The sequence below is a fragment of the Novipirellula herctigrandis genome (assembly GCA_007859835.1).
Taxonomy (GTDB): Bacteria; Planctomycetota; Planctomycetia; order Pirellulales; family Pirellulaceae; genus Novipirellula_A; species Novipirellula_A herctigrandis.
The window spans coordinates 5,188,239-5,212,381 of the sequence record SJPJ01000001.1; the positions used below are offsets into that span (position 1 = coordinate 5,188,239).

The window sequence follows — 24,143 nt, forward strand, 5'->3', positions numbered from 1 at the left end:
TGAAGGCATGAACTTGCTTAGAATGGAAAAATGTCATTGATGACGCTTTCGCACCCAACATAGCGAGTACTTAAATGATCGATTTTTCGTATCTCTACAAAGGCATCTGTGGACTCGCCCATGCTCATAGGGCCGGAACGATGGCAGGTCACTTGGGAGCTGCTGTTGTTGCAGGCTATTTCATTGGCGAAGACCAAAGTGAATTGCCAGATGAAGTATGCCAGGGGATCGAGGGTGAAATGGAACGAGTGATCTCGGGTGAAGAAGCCATTTGGTTTGACGCAAAAAAAGCAGGAGTAACGCCAACGACGTTGTTTGATTCTTTTCCAGACGAACCAGCCAATGCAGAAACCATTGAGTCAATCGTAGTGGCCCTTCACAAGAGCGTTGGCACACTTAAACAATCCGGACACAATGTCATCTTCGCATCGATTGCTGTTCGTGCACTTCGTGATCATGAGGACTATGCTACGCCTCAAATTGTTACGGGAATTCGGAAACTGATCGAAAGGTTCAAGGGAGCGGCTTCAGGACGCGGTTACTACGGAAAGGAACTTGGCTGGGTGATGGGAGACAAGGTTGAGTTATCTGCGGAAAATGATTTTCCAAAGTACAAGTCAATTCAGCAAATGGTGAATGTAACCATCGACGAGTTAATCGAAAGTGCTGCGATCAAACGACAAGGATTTGGTGGGTTGTGGCACATCATTAACCATGCTGCTGCGATCACAGAGCTGAATCGCTTTGGCTATAAAGAAGTCGCTATGAGTGCGCTGCCAGCACATCACCAGCACATTCGACTGTGGAGATCGTTGCCCGATGTCGAAGAAGAGCTCGGTGCTGTCGTCAAGGCGATGTACGACCCTAGAGACGCAAGGTATTGGGACGGGAAACTAAAGCGTGACGAAGCGTTGTTGACACATCGAATTAAGACATTCTATGGCTTTCACGCTATCACACGTTTTATTGAAGAGGAGACACAGCGGAACAAGGCCGAAGACGCGTTCCTTTACTTGATGGCATGAAAAGCGAAAGCGATTGCTTCTTCAGTTGCGACGTTCTAAAGGGCCTTACGAATGCGATCGAATCCAGCGCTGATTTCGCTAGTAAGCAGTTTGATCGAGTCCAAGACGTCTTCCGGTGCTTCTTTGGTTGAGTCTTTGACTGGCGCGTAACGCTCATCTAACTCGTCGAGTCTCCGGTCAAGGTCGTCCCACTGATCTTGTAGATCTTTTTCGGCAAGATGAAGTTGGAGTTTCACTTCATCACGTTCAAATTTAAGGCCACGGATAAGTTCCGCGACCAGCTTTTCTTGGCTTGTCATGGAAGGTTTCGTCCTGTGATAGAGGAATTTGGTTCAATTTGAACTCACCACCAATTCCTATTTTTTGTACTCAGGGGTTGGCTTTTTTCGCCTATTTTCGGGCGGGTGAATCCAGTTCGGGCTTTCAAGTAAAGCTCATGGTTCTGTATCGACAGAACCGTTTTGTTTCGCGCTTGATCGGGATCCGCGCTTTTGAAAACTCAATGGTCTTGTCGAAATGCCGCTAGCTTTTGTTGCACATTCCGGTCCAATCGGTATAAGGTTTGCGTTTTTGCCGGCTCCATTAAAATCGTCTGGCAAACTGATAATATTTGTGAGGGAATGTCACGAAAAACCCTCTGTGGTTGAAGGCTATTGCTGTGTGAGGTGTGCAAACATCGAAGTTTAGCGTGCCATTTCGCGCGCATTCGCACGTGTGCTGTTACTAAACGCAGTGTTCCGATTAGTGTAAATTCATACTCCGATCGACACGCGCGCGGCAACAGATCGCAAGGGTGACTGAGGTGGTGCCGAAGTCCGGGGCGAGTGGTTCTTTTTTTCGACCGGCGTGGTTCATTTCGAATTGGTGTGGTATTCGGTACCCAATACCGGAGTGTTTTCTTTCGCGGTGGTAGTACGCGAAGTAACTATTTAGCTCTTGATCGGCTTTTGAGAACACTCTGCTCACCTAAGACATTTTGAATGGCGACGCTTTCACAATCCAATAAACGGGCGGCAGAGTTTGGACGCTTGAGCTGGTGCGAGTAGGATTGTTGTCGACTAAACTGTTGGTTTCAGAATACGACGCTAAATGCATCCGGAATAACAAAAGACAAAAGGCAAACCGCATGAGTCCGCGAATAGTTATAGGAATTGTTGTGCTGCTGACTTTGATCGGCAGTTTAAGCCGAGGTTCAGCGCAAGACATCGTTTCGGAGCAACTCGTAGAACAGGACGACAAATCCACTGTCAGTCCATTGCCGGAAACCGCACAGCAGCATGATGCCCGCATGCAATGGTGGCGTGAAGCACGCTTCGGCATGTTTGTCCATTGGGGACTCTATTCTGGCTTGGCTGGAACGTGGGACGGTAAACCAGTCGCAACACGTGGCGGCATGGAATGGATTCAGCAACGCGTCAAGTCCGACACCGACACGTACGCCAAAGAGGCAATCCCAAAGTTCAAGCCAACCGCAGATTTTGCACGCCAGTGGGCTACGCTTGCCAAGCAAGCGGGCTGCAGGTATCTCGTTTTTACCACCAAGCATCACGACGGTTTTGGATTGTTTGACTCGAAAGCCGGGGACTACAACGCCGGCAGCGTTTTGAACCGTGACCTTGTCAAGGAAATCGTTGAGGCATGTCATGCCGAAGGTTTAAAAGTCGGCTTCTATCATTCGGTCATTGACTGGCATCATGATCAATACACGTACAACAAGTCAAAGCAGTTGCCACATCCGCTTCGGGGCCAAGCCTACGCGAATGGACCGCGTGATCACGCCAAGTATCAAGACTACCTTCACCAACAGGTAACCGAACTCGTCTCCAACTACGGACCCGTGGACGTACTCTGGTGGGATTACAGCTCGCTGGATTTTCAGGGTGACCAGGCGTGGCGTTCCAGCGAGTTGATGGAACTTGTCCGCTCGAAACAGCCCGGCATTATCATGAACAACCGACTGTTTCGAACTCCGGAGGCCGGTTGGTCCGGAATGGGAACCGCAGGATTTATCCCGCAACTCGATTCGAAGTACGGCGATTTCATTACGCCCGAGCAACATATTCCGGCGACCGGGATGCCCGGCATTGATTGGGAGACGTGCATGACACTGAACACGACCTGGGGTTTCAGCGATCACGATCATGCGTGGAAATCTGACGAGACACTGATCCGTAACCTTATCGATATCGCCAGCAAAGGTGGTAATTATCTATTGAACATCGGGCCGAAAGGCGATGGGAGTGTGCCAGAGGAAAGCATTAAGTCGATGCGGACCATTGGCAAATGGATGAACACCAACGGCGAGGCCATCTACGGCACAACGGCCAGCCCGTTTAAGAACCTGCCGTTCGAAGGTCGCTGTACCTGCAAGCCCGGCAACCTTTACTTCCACGTCTTTGATTGGCCTGCGGACGGCAAATTACTCGTCCCAATGACAAACACCATCCGCAAAGCCTATCTGCTTAGCGCTCCGGACAAAGCACTCACCGTCACAAGCACGGAAAATGGTCAAATCATCTCGTTGCCCGCTAAATCCTCTGACCAAATCGCTACCGTCGTCGTTACTGAAATTGCGGGCGAGCCGGACGTTATCGTTCCTTCGGCGCAACCAATACTCCAATCCGCTGACGGCGTTTTGAAATTGGACGCTACCGAGGCGGTTTTGCTGGGTGAACTCAGGCTCGAAAGAAAACACCAACACCCAAACATCGGCTTTTGGCTCCACTCTGCTGACTCGGTCGAGTGGCCTATTAAAATCAGCCAGGCAGGCAAGTTCGCGGTCACAGCTGGAATTGCGGCCGAAGCGAGTGGCACGTTTGAGATCATCGTCGGTGATCAAAAACTCAGAGCGAAAGCGCCTCGTACAGGCGGTTACGATAAGTTTAAAAACGTAACACTTGGCGAGATCAATCTTGCCACCGGTAAGGCGACACTTGCGATCAAAGCCGTCAAGGAAGGTTGGCGTCCGTTCAACTTGACGACGTTAACACTCACACCGGTAAAGTGATCTCGATCGTTTGTCCATGCATCAAATGCAGTCGCTGTGGTTCAGTTGCTCAAACAGTACAGCGATTTCCGGCCGCGGATAAATATCTCTCCATCGGAAACCGCTGGCGACGCGAACGTTTGGTCATCGAGTTGGTTCTCGGACAAATGATCATATTGCTTCGACGCTGACACGACCGTTGCCAAGCCATCCGTATTCACCAAATATACCTTTCCGTCTGCTGCGATTAACGATGCGCGATACTCGCCCGCAAGTCGTTCCTTCCAATACTCGGTGCCAGTATGCAAGTCGAGGCATCGGATGATGCCATTGTTGGAAACAAAGATAACCAAATCGTCCCACACCACGGGCGATGGGCTATCTGAGATGCCTTGGTCGAATGACCAGACGATATCCTGGCGAGACAATTTCGCTTCACCACTTGGGCGGATCGCCAACATGGGTTGCCGCATGCCCTGTGTGGCGATAATCAAGCCATCCGCAACAACGGGGTTGGGAATCACGCGGTTGCCCTCCAATTCGGGCAAGTGCCATAACTGCTTGCCAGTCATGGGGTTATAGGCATCGAGCATCTGACCACCCATCACAATCAATTCGGATCGCTCGCCATGATTGCGGAGGATGGGCGTGGTATACCCGTCACAGTGCTCTCGGGTTGCCGTGGTCATTCGCATCGTTTTCCACTTCTGTTCACCCGTTCTCTTGTCGTGGGCAACAACGTAGCTGGGCGAAACCTCACCGACTAGATCAGCACACGAGTCCTGCATGCAGACCGAAATCACCAGATCACCATACAAGACGGGGCTGTTTGCGTGTCCCCACCAAATCGTGTAATCACCGTGATCTTCTTGCAGGTTGCGTTTCCAAAGTTGACGCCCTTGGAAGTCGTAGGCGGCCAAGTCGCCGTTGCCAAAATGAGCGATCACGATTTCTCCGTCGATGGTTGGTGATGGGCTAGCCATATTATGCGAGTTGTGAAATTGTTGATGCCGCCGCATGTCAGGCAACTTTCTCAGCACTTTAACTCGCTTCGCGGTCGCCTCGCCAACTTCGCGCGTCCATTCGATTTTTCCCGTCTGTTTGTTGACTCTTAAGAGTGTCAGTGTTTGTTCATCGACACAACTTGTCACAAACACAGCATCACCCCAAATTGCGGGCGTGCTATCGCCCCACTGTGGCAACGGGCACTTCCACTTGACCCCCGTCTGCTCGCTCCAGGCAATTGGCAATGCCGTTTCGCCGACGATACCGTCGCCGCTAGGGCCTCGCCATTGTGGCCAATTCTCGGCCTGAGTCGAATCGATAACCGTCAAGAAACAAATCAATGTCAGCACGCCGAAAAGGAATCGTTGCATTGCCATATTTTCCATGCGTTAAATAAGGTGGGATCGTCCCAACGGCCTCGATCGGGCACGTCGTGATCGAGTGGAGTTCGCGCTGTTGCCAAAGCCTAGTAGGATCGGCAAATAGCAGAACATTGGCCAATCATAGTTGCTCAGCCGCAGATCGGCCAATCTGACCTAAGGTTTCCTTATTATGTAATGTTCTAACCCTCTTGTTGGGTTGGATACTCGGCGTTTTCAACTCGATAGAGGGCAGCACCCAGCAAGGTGATCGTGATTGCCGCCAGGACGAGCAGGTGTGTTGAGACGGGTTCGCTACCGAAAATATTTTCGGCGTTAGACCGAACGTCTTCCCATCCCATCCAAGTCGCTAACAGTCCGCGCAACCGATAGTTGACGGTGAACTTGTTCACCAGTGCCGGCACGAATGACAGTCCATACTCAACGACCATGGTGTATAAGACGGCGGCGACCATCGTTCGGCGATAAAAGACAACACCGATCAAGAGAAAAATCGCTGCGTGAGCCAAGCAGGACAACACAGCGAGCGCACTCATCACCAACCACATTCGCAGCATTACGTCCGTGCCGATCAGGAACACGGATGCCGAAATGGCGACGAGCGCCGCAGATAAAGTCCAGATGACAGCGGTGAGGTACTTTCCAAATAACACCATCCGTCGACCAGACCTGCGAAGTGCTAGATAGACCCAAGTTTGCCCTTCGATTTCGGTACTGATCGCGGGAGTTGCCCAGAGCAGCAGTCCTAGCAAGCACGTCACCTCCGGTACTAAAAAGTAGAGCGTGACGCCAAACGGTTCGACAAAGTCGGCTGGGTCAAGTTTGTCTGCTAAGTGTGCGTTCGCGATCGTGCGCATCGTTGCGATGATTGCAATGGGAAATGCAACCAGTACCAACCACATTGCCATCCGCGCGGGTGTGAACGAGCGACGCAGTTCAAACCGCACTACATCCCATGGCATCGTTAGACGGTTCATGTGACATCTCCTCGGTGACGACGAAGGAGCGACTCGAACACGGCTTCTAAGTTTCCATCGGGCGTTCGCAACTGCTCAATCACCAAGTTGTCATCTCGAATCCAAGTCGAAATTTGGCGATAGAATTCGATCGGCTCGCGCAGCGAAACTTTGAGTTCATGTTTGACATGGTTTAACTGTAAGGATTCAACCCAATCCACGTCGGCTAACCGGTGAATCAACTTTGCCACGTCTTTTCCAACAAGGCGAACTTCTTGAGGAGTATCCGCCAGAATCGATTCGATTTCTGCCGCCGTGCCCGACGCCAACAACCGGCCACCGTGAATGAGCAGGAACGATGGAGTTACCGACTCAATCTCTTGCAACACGTGACTGGCGAAGATCAACCCACGACCCGATTGTGTCCAATCCCTCAACATTCGAGTCATGTCGTTGCGACCAACGGGATCAAGACCGTTGTAGGGTTCATCTAAGATCAAAAGATCAGGCTGGTGAGCGATCGCCTGTGCGATTTTTGTACGCTGGCGCATACCTAACGAGTAGGTTCCCATTGGTCGACGCATCGCGTCGGTCATGTCGACGATTTCGAGTGCTGTTTCGGCCAAGCGGCGGCAATCACGCCGCGGAATTCCGTGCAGCCGAATTTGATACTGGACCCATTCCAACGCTGATACGTTTGGATACAACACATCCGATGCTGGGCACAAGCCGATTCGTCGTAGCAATTGCCGATCGCTCGAGGGCGACGTGTCGAGCACCCGCAGGCTGCCGATGGTGGGGCGGAAATGACCAATCAGTAGATTGATCAATGTCGTTTTACCAGAGCCGTTCGGACCGATCAGCCCGTACGCTCCCATGGGCAATCGCAGCGTCAAATCGTTAACGCCCACGACGTTGCCATACATTTTGGAAACATGGTTCAGTTCAATCATCGCTTAAATACTCAGCCTCGCGATGATGCGTTTTCGAATGATCCAATAGGAAAGGACCGAGATTGTTACCAGAACCAAAACCGCTGGAACAACCGTCGACGACGAGGTATCCAGTCCAAATACCCACGATTGGACTTTGCCCAACGTATGGTACGGTGATAGTAATCGCCAGCGATCAAAATCGATATCCAAGTCTTCCCAGTTGCCTCGGCCGCCTCGATGTCCGCCTTGATCGCCACCTGATGCTACGACGGCAGTTGTCGAAGTCAACACTTGATAGGCGACGAAACCCATTGCCCATGTTGCAAACCAAGCGAACGTCGCATAGCGGCTTTCGGACGACAGCGATGAATAGGCGACGGCTAATGCGGTGGTCGGGATCATCAATACGGCGGATGCAGCCAAAATCCGAAGAGGGATGTCCCATGTTTGCATCACCACCGACAAATCGGGTGACAACAATACACCGAGCAAATAGACCAACATCGCTGGCACGGTCACAATCATCGCTAAGAAAAACCAGATCACTGCCGATTTGCCCAAAATATACTGAAACGGCGAAAGCGGCCGCGAAAAGTACATCAAGTAGGCCTTCGTCCGTAGGTCATACGAAATCAACTTGGGCGCGATCAAACCAATCAATACCACCATGGCGAACAGTTGAGGGTAACGAAAAAATGCCAAGATCAGCGTCGACCAAAGTTGATGCCGGGCGGCCTCGGGGTCATTAACGATTTGACTAGCAAGCTCAGGTTGCGCTAATGGCTTGCGAACGATCTGGGCTATGAACTGTTGCAGCTCGGGATCCGTTGAGGAATACTCAAAGGCGAATATGCCCAAGGCGGGAACGACAATCGGCAACCATGCCAACATCAATACGTTGCGTAGCCAACGCCGTCGCCAAATCAAAGAAACGCCAGTGCGGGCAATGACCCAAGGTCGCACGAACCGTGCAGTCCGTTCCTCTTGCCAGTTGCGGTAACCGAGATCATGAATTGGCATGACCGGCCCCGCGTGAAATGGCGTTTGGGGTAATGTCCGACTTCGCCATCGATTTTCCGGACGCAACATCCATGAAAATTTGATCGAGCGAATTGAGCGCAGGCTCCAAACGTCGGATCGATGTGTTTGTTTCCGCCGCCAGACGCCAAAGTTGATCGGCTTGATGCGCTTGAATGCCCTCGACTCGCAAACCGTTTGTTTCCGGATCGGGATTCACGGTGTAACCAGCACGGGTTAATTGCTCGGCAAACAATGTTGCATCGCCGACGATTGACACAAGGATCGTCGGTTCGATCGGTCGGCTCAAATTGTCGAGTGTGTCGACGACGCGGACGGTTCCATCAACCAAAATAACAACATGATCACAAACACTACGGACGTCTGGCAGAATGTGCGTCGACAAAATCACCGACTTGCCATGTTCCGTAGCAAGGTTGCGTATTCGGCGAAGCATCGCAATCCGCTGATCCGGGTCCAAGCCTGTCGTCGGTTCATCCAAAATCAATAGTGATGGATCGTGAACCAATGCCTGTGAAAATTTCAGTTTCTGTCGCATGCCCGTTGAATACGATTCGACGTCGCGATAGCGTTCTTCGCCAAACCCACAATAGTCCATCATTTCATGGGAACGCCGTAGTCCTTCGCGTCCCGACAGACCTGACAAGCGAGCCATCAACGCTACCGATTCGATACCCGCCATCCCCGCAACATAGCAATCGTCTTCGGGCAAATAGCCGACGTGGTCACGAATCATTCGGGCATCGCGAGGCCAATCATAATCGAGCACGCGGCCCTGACCGGATTGGACGTGTAGCAACCCCAATAGTGCTTTGATCAGGGTGCTCTTTCCGGAACCGTTGGGGCCGAGTAGGCCCGTGACGCCTGGCGGAATTTGCAGCGATACGTCACGGAGCGCATCGATTGCACCGTAGCGTTTGCTAACCGATTCAATCTCGATAATGGCATCGGAGGATCCCAACTTCAGTACTTTTCCGCAGTAACTTGAATCACTTCAACCGAGGTCGTACGGATTGCCCCGTTGCTAGTGCTGAGCAACAACCTAGCAGGTTCGTCCCCAGAACCCAATCGGAACGAAGAGCCCGATTTGACTTTTTCGCCATTTGCCGTAACCTTCCCATTGCTCGTGCTTGCGGTCACCTCCGCTACACCTCCGCGTAGTTCCACTTCGATCGAACCATTACTGGTTCGGATCTCATGATCACCAGCACTCAGTTGGCCAGTCATCGTGACGGAACCGTTGCTGGTTTTGGCTCGTACGTTGGTTAGAGCATTTCCCTCGATGGTTAATTTTCCGTTGGAAGTTTGAATGTTGATTTCCCCAGTGGCATTCACAACACGAACGGAGCCATTGTTGGATTTGGCTTGAACTCCGCCACTAACACCATCGACATCGATGGCTCCATTGGATGTGGCCAAGTTTAGCGCCGACGACCGAGGTAGTGTGACGGTAAGCGAGGCACCACCAGAGATCCCTTTGGGAATGATTACAGTGATTTCTGCAATCCCATCGCGATCGTTGTGCTCGAGACTGATTTCCTTAACATCTTCTTGAGCTTCCTCGACGGAATAGCCTCTCGCGATGTAGTCAGCTTCGACTTGAATTTTGTCCACGTTCCCAGTGACACAGGAAATGTTTCCGTTTTGGGTTCGGATCGAGCACTCTCCCGAAGCGGGGATTGGAACGCTTAAGCTTTCGTGACGTTTCGCTTGTTCCATCCTCAAACCCGGTATAAACCCGCATCCAGAACAGGCGATCATGAAAGTAAAAATCGTCGCGTGAGTTGCGACACCAGAGAGTTTCATCGAAACAGCCTTTCGAGAATTAGAATGTGCAGGATAGACAACTATTCGTTCGAGAGCCCGTGATCTTGGCAATAAAAGCTCGTCGCTTTTAGATTTTGACCGTCTTTGTATCCGAGAACTCAATTCCACGAACCACGCCGGTGTACGATGGCGATGGCGCAGTCCAAGTGGGTGGTTTGGTGGCAAAAAAATTCTATTGAGTCGAAGTCGGTTGCGCCAGGGAAGTCAGGATCAATTGAGGGGGAATTTCACTCTCTCTGGATCCAAACCAGATGTCGTTTTCATTCGATCGGTCCAGCGTCATGATTATGGTGATTGGGCCCGAATTTTGGACCGCATCCGACACATCGACTTCGATGATTTGGTCTCGGCGGACTACGCCACGGCGTTGCCCCACTTCGGCTAGAGTCTTTGGCGCCGAGTCTTTTGTCAGGTTACCCTCGTTCCAATCGCTGTGGTCGCCGACAAAGAAACGAAGTGTCCCCGCACCCGCGTCGATATCTTGTGTCAGGCGAAGCTTTGCCGAACGCAAGCTTTTTACATCGGGTATATCAAAACGCAGATAGACAATGCGGCGTTTGCCTTCGACCTTCAAGTGTTGATTTGCCTCGCGTTGGCCGCGATCGAGAGTCACGTCGTCCGTTGGATGCAGCTTGTGAATCTCCATTGATGGCCGTGATAATTCTTCTGCTGCGAGGTTCGCGGTCTGGGTATTCGCCATTTGCTGAGAGCCTACTTCGACGGAGGCTTTATCGCTATGTCGCGTCATCGTCACGCTGCCTTCGTACACCTTTAATTCGGTATGGCCAGTAGCGACGAGCGAAAACAGAGTGCCCATGACATCCACCGTGGAATGTCCGGTGAGCACCTGAAAGGCAGGCATACCTTCACGACGTGGAGCAATCTCGAAGAAGGCCTCTCCTTGCAGGAGTCGCACTTTCGGTAAATCGGAATCCAACGCAAGTTGTGCTCCCGACTCCATGGAAAGGATTGACCCATCGGACAGACGTAGCATCGCCTGAGTATCCGCGTCGCAGGTCACTTCGTCCCCAACATGGAGCCGAAAATCAGGTGTAGCTCGATAACGCTGCTTTCCCCGCTGGACGGACAATTCGCTGCTTCCAGAGATGCTCATACAGATTCCCATTTCGCGGTTGGCATCCGCGCCGCGACGATAGATTGAATAACTGATTCCCACGGAAATGACCAATACTGCTGCGGCTGCGGCAACCAGTAAACGGCGCCAAGATTGGGAGTTGGTTTTGGCAGGCAGAGTCACCGTTTGTTGAAGCGACTGCAGTTCCACTTGTTCCATTAGCGTCTCGCGCAGCAGAACATTCAATCGAGTCTCCTGTTGGAACCGTCGACGCAAAGGCTCCGACGCATGAACCGCCGAGTGAAATTCGGCCAACTCCTCTTCGGAGATGTCTGCTTCGAGGTAGGCTGCCAACAATTCGTCAAACCGTTTGTCAGTCATCGCTAGTTCGCCTCGCCGCAACTTGGTGAAATTTTCGTCTGAATGCATTGACGCAGTTGGCCTCGCAAGCGTGCCAATGTTGTGCGGATCGATCCCTGGCGAAACGCAGCGGACTCCGCCAATTCTCGCCCCTTCACGTTGTGGCCATACCGCAAAACCAATAATTTTTGCATCCGATCCGGTAACTTTTGGACACAACGTCGCAGCGCACTCCGTTCTCGTCGCCAAAGATCATCGTCTCCTTCTACCGCGACCATGGCTAGGTCAGCGATCATCTCCGATAGCCCGCTAGAAGGAATCTGTTTCTGATGTCGCCAGTGCTGATGCACGACATTTTTAGCGATCCCGCAAGCCCAAGGGACGAAATTTCGAGAAGGATCGAATCGTTCCTCGCTCTTAAGGATCTCGATCACGGTCTCTTGGAAAAGGTCCTCGGCGACTTCAAAGTCACGCACCATTGTCACGATCACGGCAAGGATGCGAGACCGGTTCTCGGTGATGCTCAGAAACGACCGAAAGGTGTTATCGTCCACTTTTTTCTGCCATGGATTGACCGACTTGTGTATCTGAATAGTTGTTGTTTGAAAATCGCATATCGTACACAGATAAGAATGGACTTTAGGGACAAATTTTCGTTTTTCCTGTGCACGTTCTGCAAATTTCGTCAATCGCTAGTATCGAGCGAAAAAGTAGGGTCGGTTCCCACCGGCCAATTTTGCGGATTGGACCACACACCAATCCAAATGGCCGGTGGGAATCGGCCCTATGCTGTTACAGATTATTACAACTCGGAGAAGATAAAGATGATACGTATTGTCGGTTTGGGCGCTTGTTTGTTGGGAACCATCTTGTTGGTGGCAAGACCAGCGGAAGCAGACAATTCGCCGCCGGAACAGCAAGCAAAGGCAACTATTTCCGGCGAGCTTCAGCAGTGGCACAAGGTCACGTTGACGCTTGACGGTCCTCAGGCCTCCGAAGACGGGACTCCGAATCCCTTTCTCGATTATCGAATGCAAGTGACGTTCCGCCACCCCGCTACGGGACTCACCTATGTTGTTCCCGGCTACTTCGCAGCCGACGGCGATGCGGCCAACACGTCAGCCACTTCCGGGGACAAATGGCGAGCCCATCTTTCACCGGATCACTCGGGACAATGGACTTACGCGGTTTCTTTCCGCAAAGGGACCGGTGTTGCGATTTCCGATGCCCCCGAAGCGGGAACTTCCGTTAGCGGTATCGACAACTTGAAGGGGACATTCCGAATTTCGAAAACCGATAAGAGCGGACGTGACTTCCGAAGCAAAGGGCGGCTGAACTATGTCGGTAAACATCACCTACAGTTCGCCGGCACAAACGAATTCTTTCTCAAAGCTGGTGCCGACGCTCCTGAGAACTTTCTGGCGTATAAAGATTTTGACGGCGATTTCAAAACAGACGGTAAAAAGGACAACCTCGTCAAGGATTGGGCACCACACGTCCAGGATTGGCATCCCGGCGACCCGACTTGGCAAAGTGGTAAAGGCAAGGGGATTATCGGGGCAGTCAACTACTTGGCCTCACAGGGGTTGAACTCTTTCTCGTTTTTGACGCTTAATATCGAAGGCGATGATCGCAACGTTTTTCCTTATACAACATACGACGAGCGAGGACGAATTGATTGTTCACGCATGGATCAATGGGAGACGGTCTTTGCGCATGGCACGAACCTGGGCATGTACCTGCACTTCAAGACGCTGGAAGCCGAGAATGTGAACCTCCTCGATGACGGCCACATGGGACCACAACGCAAGTTGTACTATCGCGAACTGATCGCGCGGTTTGCCCACCATTTGGCACTCAACTGGAATCTCGGAGAAGAGGTTGGTTTGGGGCACGACGTGAGTACGCAGAAGAAGAAGGATTGGGCCGAGTACTTTTGGACTCACGATCCCTACCAGCACCACATCGTGATTCACAACGGCAACAATCATTTCGACTTGCTTGGACCAGGATCCACGCTAACCGGCTTCTCGTTGCAGACGAACCAGGCCGATTTTCGCAACGTGCACAACGCGACTCGCAACTACATCCGTCGCAGTGTCGAGGCGGGAAAACCGTGGGTGGTCGCTTGTGACGAACCCGGTGATGCTCAGCATTCTTTGATTCCCGACGACGAGGATCCGACGCGTGATAACGCTCGAAAGAATGCTCTTTGGGGGAACATCATGGCGGGTGGCGCCGGAGTCGAATGGTACTTCGGGTACAAACACGCGCACAGCGATTTGACCTGCCAAGACTATCGTGTGCGTCAAACGATGTGGAAGCAATGTCGAACGGCTCTCTCCTTCTTCGCGGATCACCAGATTCCATTTTGGAACATGACCGGCGCCGATGAAAAACTTGACAGCAAAGACGCGTATTGCCTCTGCGAAAGCGGTAAGCTGTATTTGGTCTATCTGAAACATGCCGAACCGATAACACTTGATCTCTCCGATGCAAAGGGTGTCTTCGAAGTTCTGTGGTTCAATCCACGCACAGGCGGAGCACTTCAAGGTGGTTCTACTGCGGCGGTCAATGCCGGTGGCAAGGTCGTCCTTGGTATTCCGCCTAGCGAACCTGGCCAGGATTGGTTGGCTGTTGTTCGGCCCGGCGATCCAAAGAAAGACTATCCACCGGGAGTCAGCGCAGGGGCGGACATCACGGTCATGTTGCCACGCAGCAGTGACACGGTCACGGTAGATCTGAAGGGTGATGTTAGCGACGATGGAAAACCGGGGGCGATGTTGACCACGGAGTGGACCAAGATCAGCGGTCCCGGAAAAGCAACGTTTGCGGATGCGACGATTCAGGACACCAAAGTGACCCTGAAAGGCGCCGGTATGTATGTTTTGAATTTGGCTGCAAGTGATGGAAAGCATAGCGCCAAGGCCACTGTGAACATTAACGTTGAACCCTTTCAGTCGAAGGTGACGCGGAGCTTGAATGCGATTGATGATGCCTATATCGAAGGCGCTAATGTGCTTAGCGATACGTACCTCAAAGTCGAAGGCAAGCGACGAATCGCACTGATCAAGTTTGACCTTCAAGGTCTTCCGCCGAATATCCTCGACGCACAACTCCGTTTGACCGGAAGCGGTGATGCGGGTGGCGGCACGCTGCGAGTGTCTCGCGGTTCGCACTCCGATTGGACGGGCGTCACGATGAAAAAGGAATCGGCGCCGAAACAGGCCGAGCTGCTTGGAAAGCAATCCGTCAGTGTTGGTTCAGGCGATTCGGTTAAGATTTCCGTGTTGCCGATGATCAAGGGAGACGGCATCTACACGGTGATCGTAACACTCGACGAAGGCGGAGACGATATCTGGTTTGGTGCGACTGGCACCGGTGCGGGGCCCGAGCTTCTGATCACTTATGAGGATCCTGATGGACTCTATGCCAAGTTTGGCCAGGTAGAGGAAGGGGATGAATCGCCGGTCTTGACGGCAATGACTGACTTCAAATTTGTCGTCTCGGGTGATTTTGTTCCGGGTTATAAAGACGAAAACCAACGTGCTATGGCTATCAACGCGGCCAAGTACCAAGCTAAGTTCGCCGCCGCGGAATCCAAGTTTCAAGACGCTGCGGGAACCTACGATCTCGTCCTCACCACACTCACCGAGACGGATGGGGAATCGTCCTATCGTCTGCTGGTTGCCGGAAAGAAGCTCGGCGAAGTCCAAAATCCCGCAACGGGACACGACTATGAAGCCGTCACGCATCGCTTTAATGGTGTGGAATTGAAGCCAGGAGACACGATTCGTGTCGAGTTCAACTCGGCTTCCAATGGAAAGATTCCCGAAGGCGACGGGTTTGCATTCTCTCGAGGACGTTGGCGATCGGTGGCGATACTCAAACCGGGTGCATCGATCAAGCAAAAGAAGAAGGCAGCTAAGAAACCGGCGCTGGCCGAAGTGGTCGTAACGCCGTTTGTGTATTCGTATGATCCAGCCAAGGCGAAAAAAGTTCACATGCAGTCAGACGACATTGTCGTTATCGAAGCCGAAGATTTTGATGCTGTCGATCGCCAAGACCACCGCAAATGGTATCTGACCACCGCTGACATCAACCCGAACGTGAAGCCCGATCCCGATCCGAATCATGCGGAAGGATCCAGTGGCGGAGCGTATCTGGAAATTCTTCCCGACACTCGTGTCACGCATGCTGATCCGTTGGTCAACGGTGTTAGCTTTAGCAACGTACCGGGTCAATGTAGCGTGTTGTACTATCCAGTGATCATCAAAAAGCCAGGCCGTTACTATGTTTGGGCTCGGATTTGTTGCACCGGTTCCGAGGATAACGGACTGCACGTTGGCATCGATGGCACATGGCCCCAGTCGGGTGCACGGCTCCAATTCACCGGCAAGTCCGGTCAGTGGCAGTGGGATTCGCGTCAACGCACCGAGCGGGTTCACACGGGCGTGTTAGGCCAAATTTGGCTTGATATCGATAAGCCAGGCCTGCACACCATCATGTTTTCGATGCGTGAGGATGGTTTCGAGTTCGATAAGTTTATGCTAACGCCAAACCCGAAGCCGATGGAAAGCAAAACCAGTGAAATGGGCCCACCGGCAAGCCCCTCCAAATAGCGTTTTTGTTATTTCATTACGCGGCGAATTGCTGAGCACGTACCCGCCCACTTTTTCTTTTTCTGAGGGCCCCGAAGTCTGGGGCCTGACGAATCGCTAAAAGTGGGCGGTGTTCTTAGCAGACTACAACAGCCGACTGGCCCACTCGGCAACCTGATCATGAGTTTCATCGTAGCCCACTCGGCCTAATACCGGGACATCCGAGTATTTAGCGATTTCGGATTCGTTTTCTTCGGTTGATTGATCCAGCGATTTGGTGACGTCGCTTAGCACGATTCCGATCGGCGTGATTCCGATCGATTTGGCAGCGATGCAGGTTGCCAGCGTCTGGTGGATCGTTCCCAAGCGGTTCGCCGCGATGATCAACACATCGATCGGACCGAGCTGTTTGACGAGGTCGGCGTTAAGAAATCCGTCGGCCAATGGGCTAAAGAGTCCTCCGGCACCTTCGACGATCAGGACGTCCGATTGGTCGTTCCAACAGTCGATCCCTCGCACCAATTGTGTTTGGTCGACGGTCTTGTTCTCAGCCCGAGCTGCCTGTGGAGGCGCGACGGGAGCGAAAAATTTCTGTGGACATACTTCTTTGAGCGTTCGCGGTTTTCCTGCCGCAATCCAGAGACTCTGAGCGTCTTCGGCGATAATTTCGTCACCTTCAGTGCGGCAATCACTCGCAACCGGCTTGTAGACGCCAACTTGCTTGCCAGAATATCGAAAGTGTTCAGCAAGCAGGCAACCGACGAAGGTTTTTCCCACATCGGTGTCGGTTCCCGAAATGAATAATCGGCGGGCTTGTTGATGACTTGCCGATTGAGTTTCGGATTGATTCATTAGTGTTTCGTTTTCTCTTTTAGGAAATTGCTATCGTGGCACGCAGCGTCAAACTTGGACTTGTACAGATGAAGGATCTGGGTACGAAATCCGCGATGATCGAGAATGCTTCAAAATGGATTCGTGATGCGGCCGCTCAAGACGCCCAAATTATCTGTCTGCAAGAATTGTTCAACGGGCCGTACCCTTGCCAAAGCGAAGATCATCGGATGTTCGATCTCGCCGAGGCGATTCCGGGCGAGTCGACCGAAGCGATGGCCAAGTTGGCTGCCGAGTTAGGTGTCGTCATCGTCGTCCCGATGTTCGAACGACGAGCCCCCGGTTTGTACCATAACACGGTCGTGGTGATGGACGCCGACGGCAGTATAGCGGGCGTTTACCGAAAAATGCACATTCCGGACGACCCGCTGTTTTACGAAAAATTCTACTTCACTCCGGGCGATCTCGGTTTTCGTACAATCCAAACCAAATTCGCCAAACTTGGTGTTGGTATTTGTTGGGACCAGTGGTATCCGGAAGCCGCGCGATTATTCGCTCTCGCGGGAGCGGAAATCTTGTTATATCCGACGGCAATAGGATGGATCGACGAAGAGAAAGAGGAGTTCGGTCATGGTCAACGAGATGCATGGCAAACGACGATGCGCGCCCATTCGATCGCCAACGGAATTTGGCTCGGTGCGCCCAATCGCGTCGGAGTTGAAGGGCGATTGGAATTTTGGGGGTCGAGTATCATCGTGTCCCCGCGTGGCGAAGTCGTCGCCGAAGGAGATCAATCCGAGGGAATTCTGCTGGCGGATTGTTGCTTAGATGACATCGATGTCGTCCGAACGCATTGGCCGTTCCTGCGAGACCGCCGGATCGATGCGTATGATGGAATTCTTAAGCGATGGAATGATGACCCGCCGACGATGCGGTAACCAATCATTGCCGCCTGTTGCGCTGCGAATGGTGATATTGTTTAGTTATCCGATTCATCTAGCCCGTAGTCTTTGATCTTCTTATGCAACGTGTTGCGGTTGATTCCAAGCATTGCCGCAGCTTTGGTTTGCACTCCACCGCATACGGATAAGACTTGCGCAATGAGTTCTTTTTCGACGCGGTCGACCACTCGACCGTGCACACCCCCTTCTTCGAGATTCGCTTCGCCTAGTCCTTGAAGGACCACTTCGCGAGTTAGTGAATGAATATCGCCCGTTGGTTTTTCGTCGCCAGCGGGGATTTCGCTGTTTGTGACGCACTGAGGCAGTAGGCTTGGCGTTAGTTCGTCTGTCTCGGCCATCACGACAGAGCGTTCGATATAATTTTGCAGTTCGCGGACGTTACCGGGCCAATGATAGTCCTGCAACGCTTCGAGCGTTCCCGGAGCGATATGAACCACATAGCGATCGTTCACTTCGTTGTAGTGTTCTAAGAAAAACGAAACGAGTGCGGGGATGTCTTCGCGACGTCGACGAAGCGGCGGAATTTCAATCGGTACCACGTTGAGCCGCCAATAAAGGTCTTCGCGAAAGCGTTCCTCGCGAACCTCGTTCATCAAGTCACGGTTGCTCGCCGCGATGATTCGCACATCGGTGTTCAGCGTTGCGGTGTCACCGACTCGTTCGAATTCTTTTTCTTGAAGCACTCGCAACAGTTTGACTTGAAGGGTTAACGTCGTGCTGTTGATTTCGTCAAGAAAAATCGTGCCTCCTTGTGCCGCTTCGAACCGACCGGCACGGTTGGCGACCGCTCCGGTGAACGCACCGCGAACGTGACCAAACAATTCACTTTCGAGCAGACTTTCACTCAACGCGCCACAGTTAACTCGGACGAACGGGCCACCACTTCGATGGCTTAATCGATGCACTGCACTGGCGATCAATTCTTTGCCGACGCCGGTTTCGCCCAAAATCAAAACGGACGCATTGCTACCTGCAACACGTCGCGTGATCCGGTACACCTCCTGCATCGCTGGCGAATTGCCAATGATCCCCGCTATCGGAGGTTCGCCGGGCCCATGAGAGCCGAGACTGTTCGAAGATGTACCAAGAATCGCCATAGGGAGGACAGTTTGCTTGCTTTTCAATCCATCGTTTGTGTCGTGAACCTAAGAGCAATGAAAATAGTCTTTCCCGACCCGTTCGGGTACCCACCCGAAGACGAAATCGACATTTCTTCGTTTTCTTCAAAGTGTTTTGCTCTTTAGACTTACGCTCGACTTGGATGTCCTCTGCGAGGCCAAAATATTTGGGGGCGCTCGAAGCGTGTTCTTATAATGTGAGTACTGTTTCTGCGACCATATTCTTTAGTCACAATTCTGCGAATCATGACAAATACAAAAGACATCTTGAGTCTCTACAGTGAGACGTACGAGAAAAGCAAGCAAGTCAAGCTTTCGCTAAAAGAGTTCCTTGAGGCTGCCGGGAAGGATCCCACTCTCTACGCGTCAGCTGCGGAGCGGATGGTCGCCGCCATTGGTGAGCCGACCTTGGTTGATACGTCCAAGGATTCGCGGTTGGGAAGGATATTTATGAATCGGACGATCAAGACGTACGATTCATTTGAGAATTTCTTCGGCCTCGAAGAAACGATCGAGCGGATTGTCGGTTATTTTCGTCACGCTGCGCAAGGCTTAGAGGAACGCAAGCAAATTCTATATTTGTTGGGGCCGGTTGGTGGCGGAAAAAGTTCCCTCTCCGAACGACTCAAGGGGCTGATGGAACAAGAGCCCGTCTATGTATTGTGCGCCGGTGACGAGATTAGCCCAATCCTAGAAAGCCCTCTTGGGCTATTCGATCGGGCGACGATGGGCACGCTGCTCGAAGAACAATACAAGATCCCCATTCGGCGACTTCCCGGCTACATGTCACCTTGGGCGGTGAAAAGGCTCGATGAATACGGCGGCGATATTTCAAAGTTCTCGGTCGTGCGCATCATGCCATCCGAACAGCGACGGATCTGTGTGGCCAAAACCGAACCGGGTGACGAAAACAACCAAGATATTTCGTCATTGGTAGGCAAGGTTGATATTCGAAAGCTCGAACACTTCGGACAAGATGACGCCGACGCCTATTCCTACACCGGCGGACTGAACCGGACAACGCAAGGATTGCTTGAATTTGTCGAAATGTTCAAAGCGCCGTTGAAAATGTTACACCCCCTGTTAACGGCAACCCAAGACGGTACTTACGTGGGCACTGAGAACGTCGGTGCCATGCCCTATCAAGGTATTATCGTTGCTCATTCGAACGAATCGGAATGGGAAAGTTTTAAGTCAAACCGCAACAACGAAGCGTTCTTGGACCGTATTTGTGTCGTGAAGGTCCCTTATTGTTTGCGAGTGACCGAAGAGAAAATGATCTATGACAAATTGATTCAAAACAGCAAACTTGGCCAAGCGTCTTGCGCCCCCGACACACTCGAAATGATGGCTCGCTTCTCGGTCTTGACGCGTTTGCGCGAACATGAAAATTCGTCGCTTTATGCGAAGATGCGAGTCTACGACGGCGAATCACTCAAAGACACCGATCCACAAGCTCGCACCGCTCAAGAGTATCACGACGCGGCGGGTGTCAGCGAGGGAATGGAAGGTGTCTCGACACGCTTTGCGTATAAGATCCTCTCGGAAACCTATAACTTCGATACCGACGAGGTCGCAGCGGATCCAGTGCATCTAATGTACGTGCTTGAGCAATCGATCCGTCGTGAACAGTTGCCCGAAGAGACAGAGCAGCGATACATGGAATTCGTCAAAGAAGAACTAGCGAGTCGCTATGCCGATTTTATTGGCAACGAAATTCGCAAAGCCTATTTGGAATCGTACCACAGCTATGGGCAAAATCTATTCGACCGCTATATCTCGTACGCGGACGCATGGATCGATGACCAAGATTTCAAAGATCCCGACACCGGGCAATTGATGGACCGCGACGTATTGAACGGGGAACTCGAAAAGATCGAGCACCCAGCAGGAATTGCCAACACGAAGGACTTCCGGTACGAGGTCGTCAAGTTCGCTCTCCGTGCCCGTGCGAAGAACGATGGGCACAACCCCAGTTGGACGTCTTACGAAAAGATCCGTGATGTGATTGAAAAGCGAATGTTCAGCCAAATCGAAGAGCTCTTGCCGGTGATCAGCTTCGGCGCCAAGAAGGACAGCGATGCAGAGCAGAAGCATAACGAGTTTGTCGAACGAATGACCGGTCGAGGCTACACACAACGTCAAGTTCGTCGGCTTGTCGATTGGTACATGCGCGTCAGCAAGTCTGGCTAATCCCCTACTTTTCGAACTTCACTTCTCACTCGGCACTCTTTCATCATGCACGTCATTGATCGTCGAAAAAATCCGAAATCCAAAAGTCTGGGGAACCGGCAACGGTTCCTGCGCCGGATGAATTGGCACATTCGTGAAGCAGTCAAGCAATCAATTCGTGGGCGTGACATTGCAGATTTGGAAGGAGGCCAAGAGATTTCGATCGATAGTAAGGACTTACAAGAGCCAACCTTTCATCATGATGGTCAAAAAGGGGACCGCGAATTCGTTCTGCCCGGAAACCGTGAGTATCGTCTGGGAGACAAAATTCCCAAACCGAAATCCGATGGCGGTAGCGGATCGGGTGGCAGCCCGGATGGTGACAGCGAAGACGACTTTGCCTTTGTTCTAAGCAGCGATGAGTTTTTGAATTACTTCTTCGAGGACCTTGAACTTCCAAATCTAGCCAAAAAGAAGCTCAAATCGATGGTCTCACCCGCTCGTGTTCGCGCTGGCTATTCGAAGGATGGTGCGCCCCAGCGGATGAATTTGAAACAAACAATGCGGCGAAGTCTGTCACGTCGTATCGCTCTTGGTCGACCTTCGAAGTCAGAATGCGAAAGACTTCAGAGCGAACTTGAGGAGGCGATTCAATGTGGCAACGAAGCTGAAGCGGATCGTATTCGCGACCTTCTGTCGTCGATGCGAGTTCGAATGCAACGAGTTCCATTTCTGGATACGGTCGATTTGCGATACAGTCGCTTTGAGCAAATACCTCGACCAACAACGCAAGCGGTAATGTTTTGCTTGATGGATACGTCCGCGTCGATGACCGAGGACTTAAAGGATTTGGCAAAACGTTTCTATATGCTGCTGCATCTTTTCTTGAAGCGTCACTATCGTGCCGTCGAAATGGTCTTCATTCGACATACCTATACGGCTGCCGAAGTCGACGAAGATACCTTTTTCCATGGGCGTGATTCGGGCGGTACGATCGTCTCGTCGGCCCTGGAAGAAATGGTCAACGTGATCAAGGCACGTTATCCGGTAGAGGATTGGAATATCTATGCCGCACAAGCATCGGACGGTCATAACTTTGACTATGACATGCCGCTTACACTGCAGTTGCTAGAGCAAGAGATCCTGCCGCTTTGCCAATACTATGCCTATATCGAAGTGGGCGACGATATCTTCCCAGGAGGCAGTGTGTTGTGGGAAGGCTACACGTCGGTGATTCAGCGGCACAAAAATTTTTCCAGAGCAGAAGTGATCGAGGCATCGGAGATTTTCTCGGTGTTCCACGATTTGTTCGCAAGCGACGGGGTTCGTTCGCATGGCTAACCGATCACTTCTCTACACTGGCTCGGAATGGGATTTCGACTTGCTCAGGCATGTTCACGATGCCGTCGAAGAAATCGCGGTCGAGGAACTTGAGCTCGACGTTTACCGCAACCAATTGGAAGTGATCACGTCCGAACAGATGCTCGACGCCTATGCTGCGATCGGTATGCCGCTGATGTATCGCCATTGGTCTTTTGGGAAACGATTCGTTCGTGAAGAGCTACTGTATCGCAAGGGTGCCCAATCGCTAGCGTATGAGTTGGTGATCAATTCGGATCCATGTGTTTCGTACATCATGGAAGAAAATACGGCAACGATGCAGACGCTAGTAATTGCTCATGCCGCATTCGGTCACAACCATTTCTTCAAGAATAACCATCTGTTTCGGCAATGGACGCGTGCCGATCGTGTGCTCGATGAATTGACGTATGCAAAAAATTATCTGGCGGAATGTGAAGAACGATATGGTTTCGAGGCGGTCGAAAGCTTGCTCGATGCCGCACACGCGTTGATGCCTCAAGGGGTTGATCGCTATGCGCCGAAGCGTCAATCGGCGTCCGCCAAACAAGAAAAGGTCAAAGCGCGTCGTGAACATCTTGAAGCTACCTACAATGACTTGTACCGCACCTTGCCGACCGCCCCAGAAAGCCGTCATCAAGCCGCAAAGGATGAAGAGAATGATATCGAGCTTGAGCGAACCGCTTTGGAATTGCCTCAAGATAACTTGTTAGCATTCCTTGCCGCGCACGCACCCAAATTGAAAGATTGGCAGCGTGAAGTTTTAGAAATCGTGCGTCGCTTGGCCCAGTACTTTTATCCACAGCGACAAACTAAAATGATGAATGAAGGATGTGCGACGTTCATTCATTACGAGATCATGAATCGGTTGTATGAACGAGGTCAAATTGACGAAGGGGCGATGCTGGAATTTTTGCATATGCACTCCGCGGTCGTTTCCCAGCCTAGCTATGATTCGCGTGGCTTTAGCGGAATGAATCCTTACGCACTGGGGTTTGCGATGATGAGGGACATTCAACGAATTTGCGAGTCGCCTACAAAAGAAGATCATGATTGGTTTCCCGAGATTGCTGGATCCGGGGATGCGATTGCGACACTTCGAACGGCTTGGGCGGAATACCGTGACGAAAGTTTTGTGCTTCAATTTCTCAGTCCACATCTGATGCGAGAGATGCGGCTGTTTCTGGTTTCGAGTCGTGCTTCTTCGGCGGTGATGACGGTCGATGCTATTCATGATGAATCGGGCTACCATGAACTCCGGCGACACTTAGCGAGTCAGTACGATTTGTCAAAACAGGAGCCGCACATTGAGGTGCTGGATGCTGATTTGAAAGGGAACCGCCGTTTGGTGCTGAACCATCGTGTGCGTGATGGTAAGTTTCTTGAAAAGGAACAACGCCTTCGCACGATGCGTCATGTCGCTAATCTTTGGGGCTACCGAGTCCGTATGTTTGAAACCGACGAAGAAACCGGCGTAACGTTTGACGACTTCGATACGGTTCCGATGCCGTGA

Annotated in this window: 18 protein-coding genes; 7 read left to right on the top strand and 11 right to left on the bottom strand. The window is 51.8% G+C overall.

Annotation, left to right across the window (positions count from 1 at the left end):
- Positions 1-74 precede the first annotated feature (74 nt).
- On the top strand, positions 75-1,025 hold the full coding sequence (locus tag CA13_RS18910) for a hypothetical protein (RefSeq protein ID WP_146399238.1): 951 nt from the start codon (positions 75-77) through the stop codon (positions 1,023-1,025).
- A gap of 35 nt (positions 1,026-1,060) precedes the next feature.
- Here the strand turns inward: CA13_RS18910 and CA13_RS18915 are convergent, their stop codons facing one another.
- Positions 1,061-1,324, bottom strand: a complete 264-nt coding sequence (locus tag CA13_RS18915; protein WP_146399239.1) for a hypothetical protein — start codon at positions 1,322-1,324, stop codon at positions 1,061-1,063.
- A gap of 827 nt (positions 1,325-2,151) precedes the next feature.
- On the opposite strand from CA13_RS18915, the gene CA13_RS18920 reads away from it, so the two are divergent.
- Complete coding sequence (locus CA13_RS18920) at positions 2,152-4,032, top strand: alpha-L-fucosidase (RefSeq protein ID WP_146399241.1); 1,881 nt, start codon at positions 2,152-2,154, stop codon at positions 4,030-4,032.
- Between the two features lie 41 nt (positions 4,033-4,073).
- On the opposite strand, the gene CA13_RS18925 is transcribed toward CA13_RS18920, so the two are convergent.
- The 8 genes from CA13_RS18925 to CA13_RS18960 form a co-directional block, all read right to left on the bottom strand.
- The gene (locus tag CA13_RS18925; RefSeq protein ID WP_419194561.1) at positions 4,074-5,387 is read right to left on the bottom strand and encodes an outer membrane protein assembly factor BamB family protein; all 1,314 of its coding nucleotides are present in this window, start codon (positions 5,385-5,387) and stop codon (positions 4,074-4,076) included.
- Between the two features lie 191 nt (positions 5,388-5,578).
- Positions 5,579-6,373, bottom strand: coding sequence for a hypothetical protein (locus CA13_RS18930; protein WP_146399245.1), 795 nt, complete (start codon positions 6,371-6,373; stop codon positions 5,579-5,581).
- Positions 6,370-7,305, bottom strand: a complete 936-nt coding sequence (locus tag CA13_RS18935) for an ABC transporter ATP-binding protein (protein ID WP_146399246.1) — start codon at positions 7,303-7,305, stop codon at positions 6,370-6,372. Before CA13_RS18935 ends, CA13_RS18930 begins: the two co-directional genes overlap by 4 nt.
- Before the next feature lie 3 nt (positions 7,306-7,308).
- A complete protein-coding gene (locus CA13_RS18940) occupies positions 7,309-8,307 on the bottom strand; it encodes an ABC transporter permease subunit (protein ID WP_419194562.1) in 999 nt (332 codons plus the stop codon).
- A complete protein-coding gene (locus CA13_RS18945) occupies positions 8,294-9,286 on the bottom strand; it encodes an ABC transporter ATP-binding protein (RefSeq protein ID WP_146399248.1) in 993 nt (330 codons plus the stop codon). Before CA13_RS18945 ends, CA13_RS18940 begins: the two co-directional genes overlap by 14 nt.
- Before the next feature lie 2 nt (positions 9,287-9,288).
- Positions 9,289-10,131, bottom strand: coding sequence for a DUF4097 family beta strand repeat-containing protein (locus tag CA13_RS18950; protein ID WP_146399250.1), 843 nt, complete (start codon positions 10,129-10,131; stop codon positions 9,289-9,291).
- 193 nt (positions 10,132-10,324) lie between these two features.
- On the bottom strand, positions 10,325-11,608 hold the full coding sequence (locus CA13_RS18955; protein ID WP_146399252.1) for a CBM96 family carbohydrate-binding protein: 1,284 nt from the start codon (positions 11,606-11,608) through the stop codon (positions 10,325-10,327).
- Positions 11,609-11,610: 2 nt separating this feature from the next.
- Positions 11,611-12,141 carry a sigma-70 family RNA polymerase sigma factor gene (locus CA13_RS18960; RefSeq protein ID WP_146399254.1) on the bottom strand — a complete coding sequence of 177 codons (531 nt, stop codon included), beginning with the start codon at positions 12,139-12,141 and terminating at the stop codon, positions 11,611-11,613.
- Between the two features lie 270 nt (positions 12,142-12,411).
- Between CA13_RS18960 and CA13_RS35380 the strand changes: the two genes are divergently transcribed.
- Entirely contained in the window at positions 12,412-16,209 is a 3,798-nt protein-coding gene (locus CA13_RS35380; RefSeq protein ID WP_419194563.1) for a DUF5060 domain-containing protein, read from the top strand.
- Between the two features lie 123 nt (positions 16,210-16,332).
- On the opposite strand, the gene bioD is transcribed toward CA13_RS35380, so the two are convergent.
- Positions 16,333-17,040, bottom strand: a complete 708-nt coding sequence (gene bioD / locus CA13_RS18970; protein WP_146399256.1) for a dethiobiotin synthase — start codon at positions 17,038-17,040, stop codon at positions 16,333-16,335.
- A gap of 35 nt (positions 17,041-17,075) precedes the next feature.
- Between bioD and CA13_RS18975 the strand changes: the two genes are divergently transcribed.
- Positions 17,076-17,957 carry a carbon-nitrogen hydrolase gene (locus tag CA13_RS18975; protein WP_419194564.1) on the top strand — a complete coding sequence of 294 codons (882 nt, stop codon included), beginning with the start codon at positions 17,076-17,078 and terminating at the stop codon, positions 17,955-17,957.
- A gap of 41 nt (positions 17,958-17,998) precedes the next feature.
- Here CA13_RS18975 and CA13_RS18980 read toward each other — a convergent pair whose 3' ends face one another.
- Entirely contained in the window at positions 17,999-19,078 is a 1,080-nt protein-coding gene (locus tag CA13_RS18980) for a sigma-54 interaction domain-containing protein (RefSeq protein WP_146399260.1), read from the bottom strand.
- Positions 19,079-19,345: 267 nt separating this feature from the next.
- Between CA13_RS18980 and CA13_RS18985 the strand changes: the two genes are divergently transcribed.
- From CA13_RS18985 to CA13_RS18995, 3 genes are read left to right on the top strand one after another with little or no spacing between them, the layout of a single operon-like run.
- On the top strand, positions 19,346-21,292 hold the full coding sequence (locus tag CA13_RS18985) for a PrkA family serine protein kinase (protein WP_146399262.1): 1,947 nt from the start codon (positions 19,346-19,348) through the stop codon (positions 21,290-21,292).
- A 45-nt stretch (positions 21,293-21,337) separates the two neighbouring features.
- Positions 21,338-22,612, top strand: coding sequence for a YeaH/YhbH family protein (locus CA13_RS18990; RefSeq protein WP_146399264.1), 1,275 nt, complete (start codon positions 21,338-21,340; stop codon positions 22,610-22,612).
- Complete coding sequence (locus CA13_RS18995) at positions 22,605-24,143, top strand: SpoVR family protein (RefSeq protein WP_146399266.1); 1,539 nt, start codon at positions 22,605-22,607, stop codon at positions 24,141-24,143. The genes CA13_RS18990 and CA13_RS18995 overlap by 8 nt, the downstream gene beginning before the upstream one ends.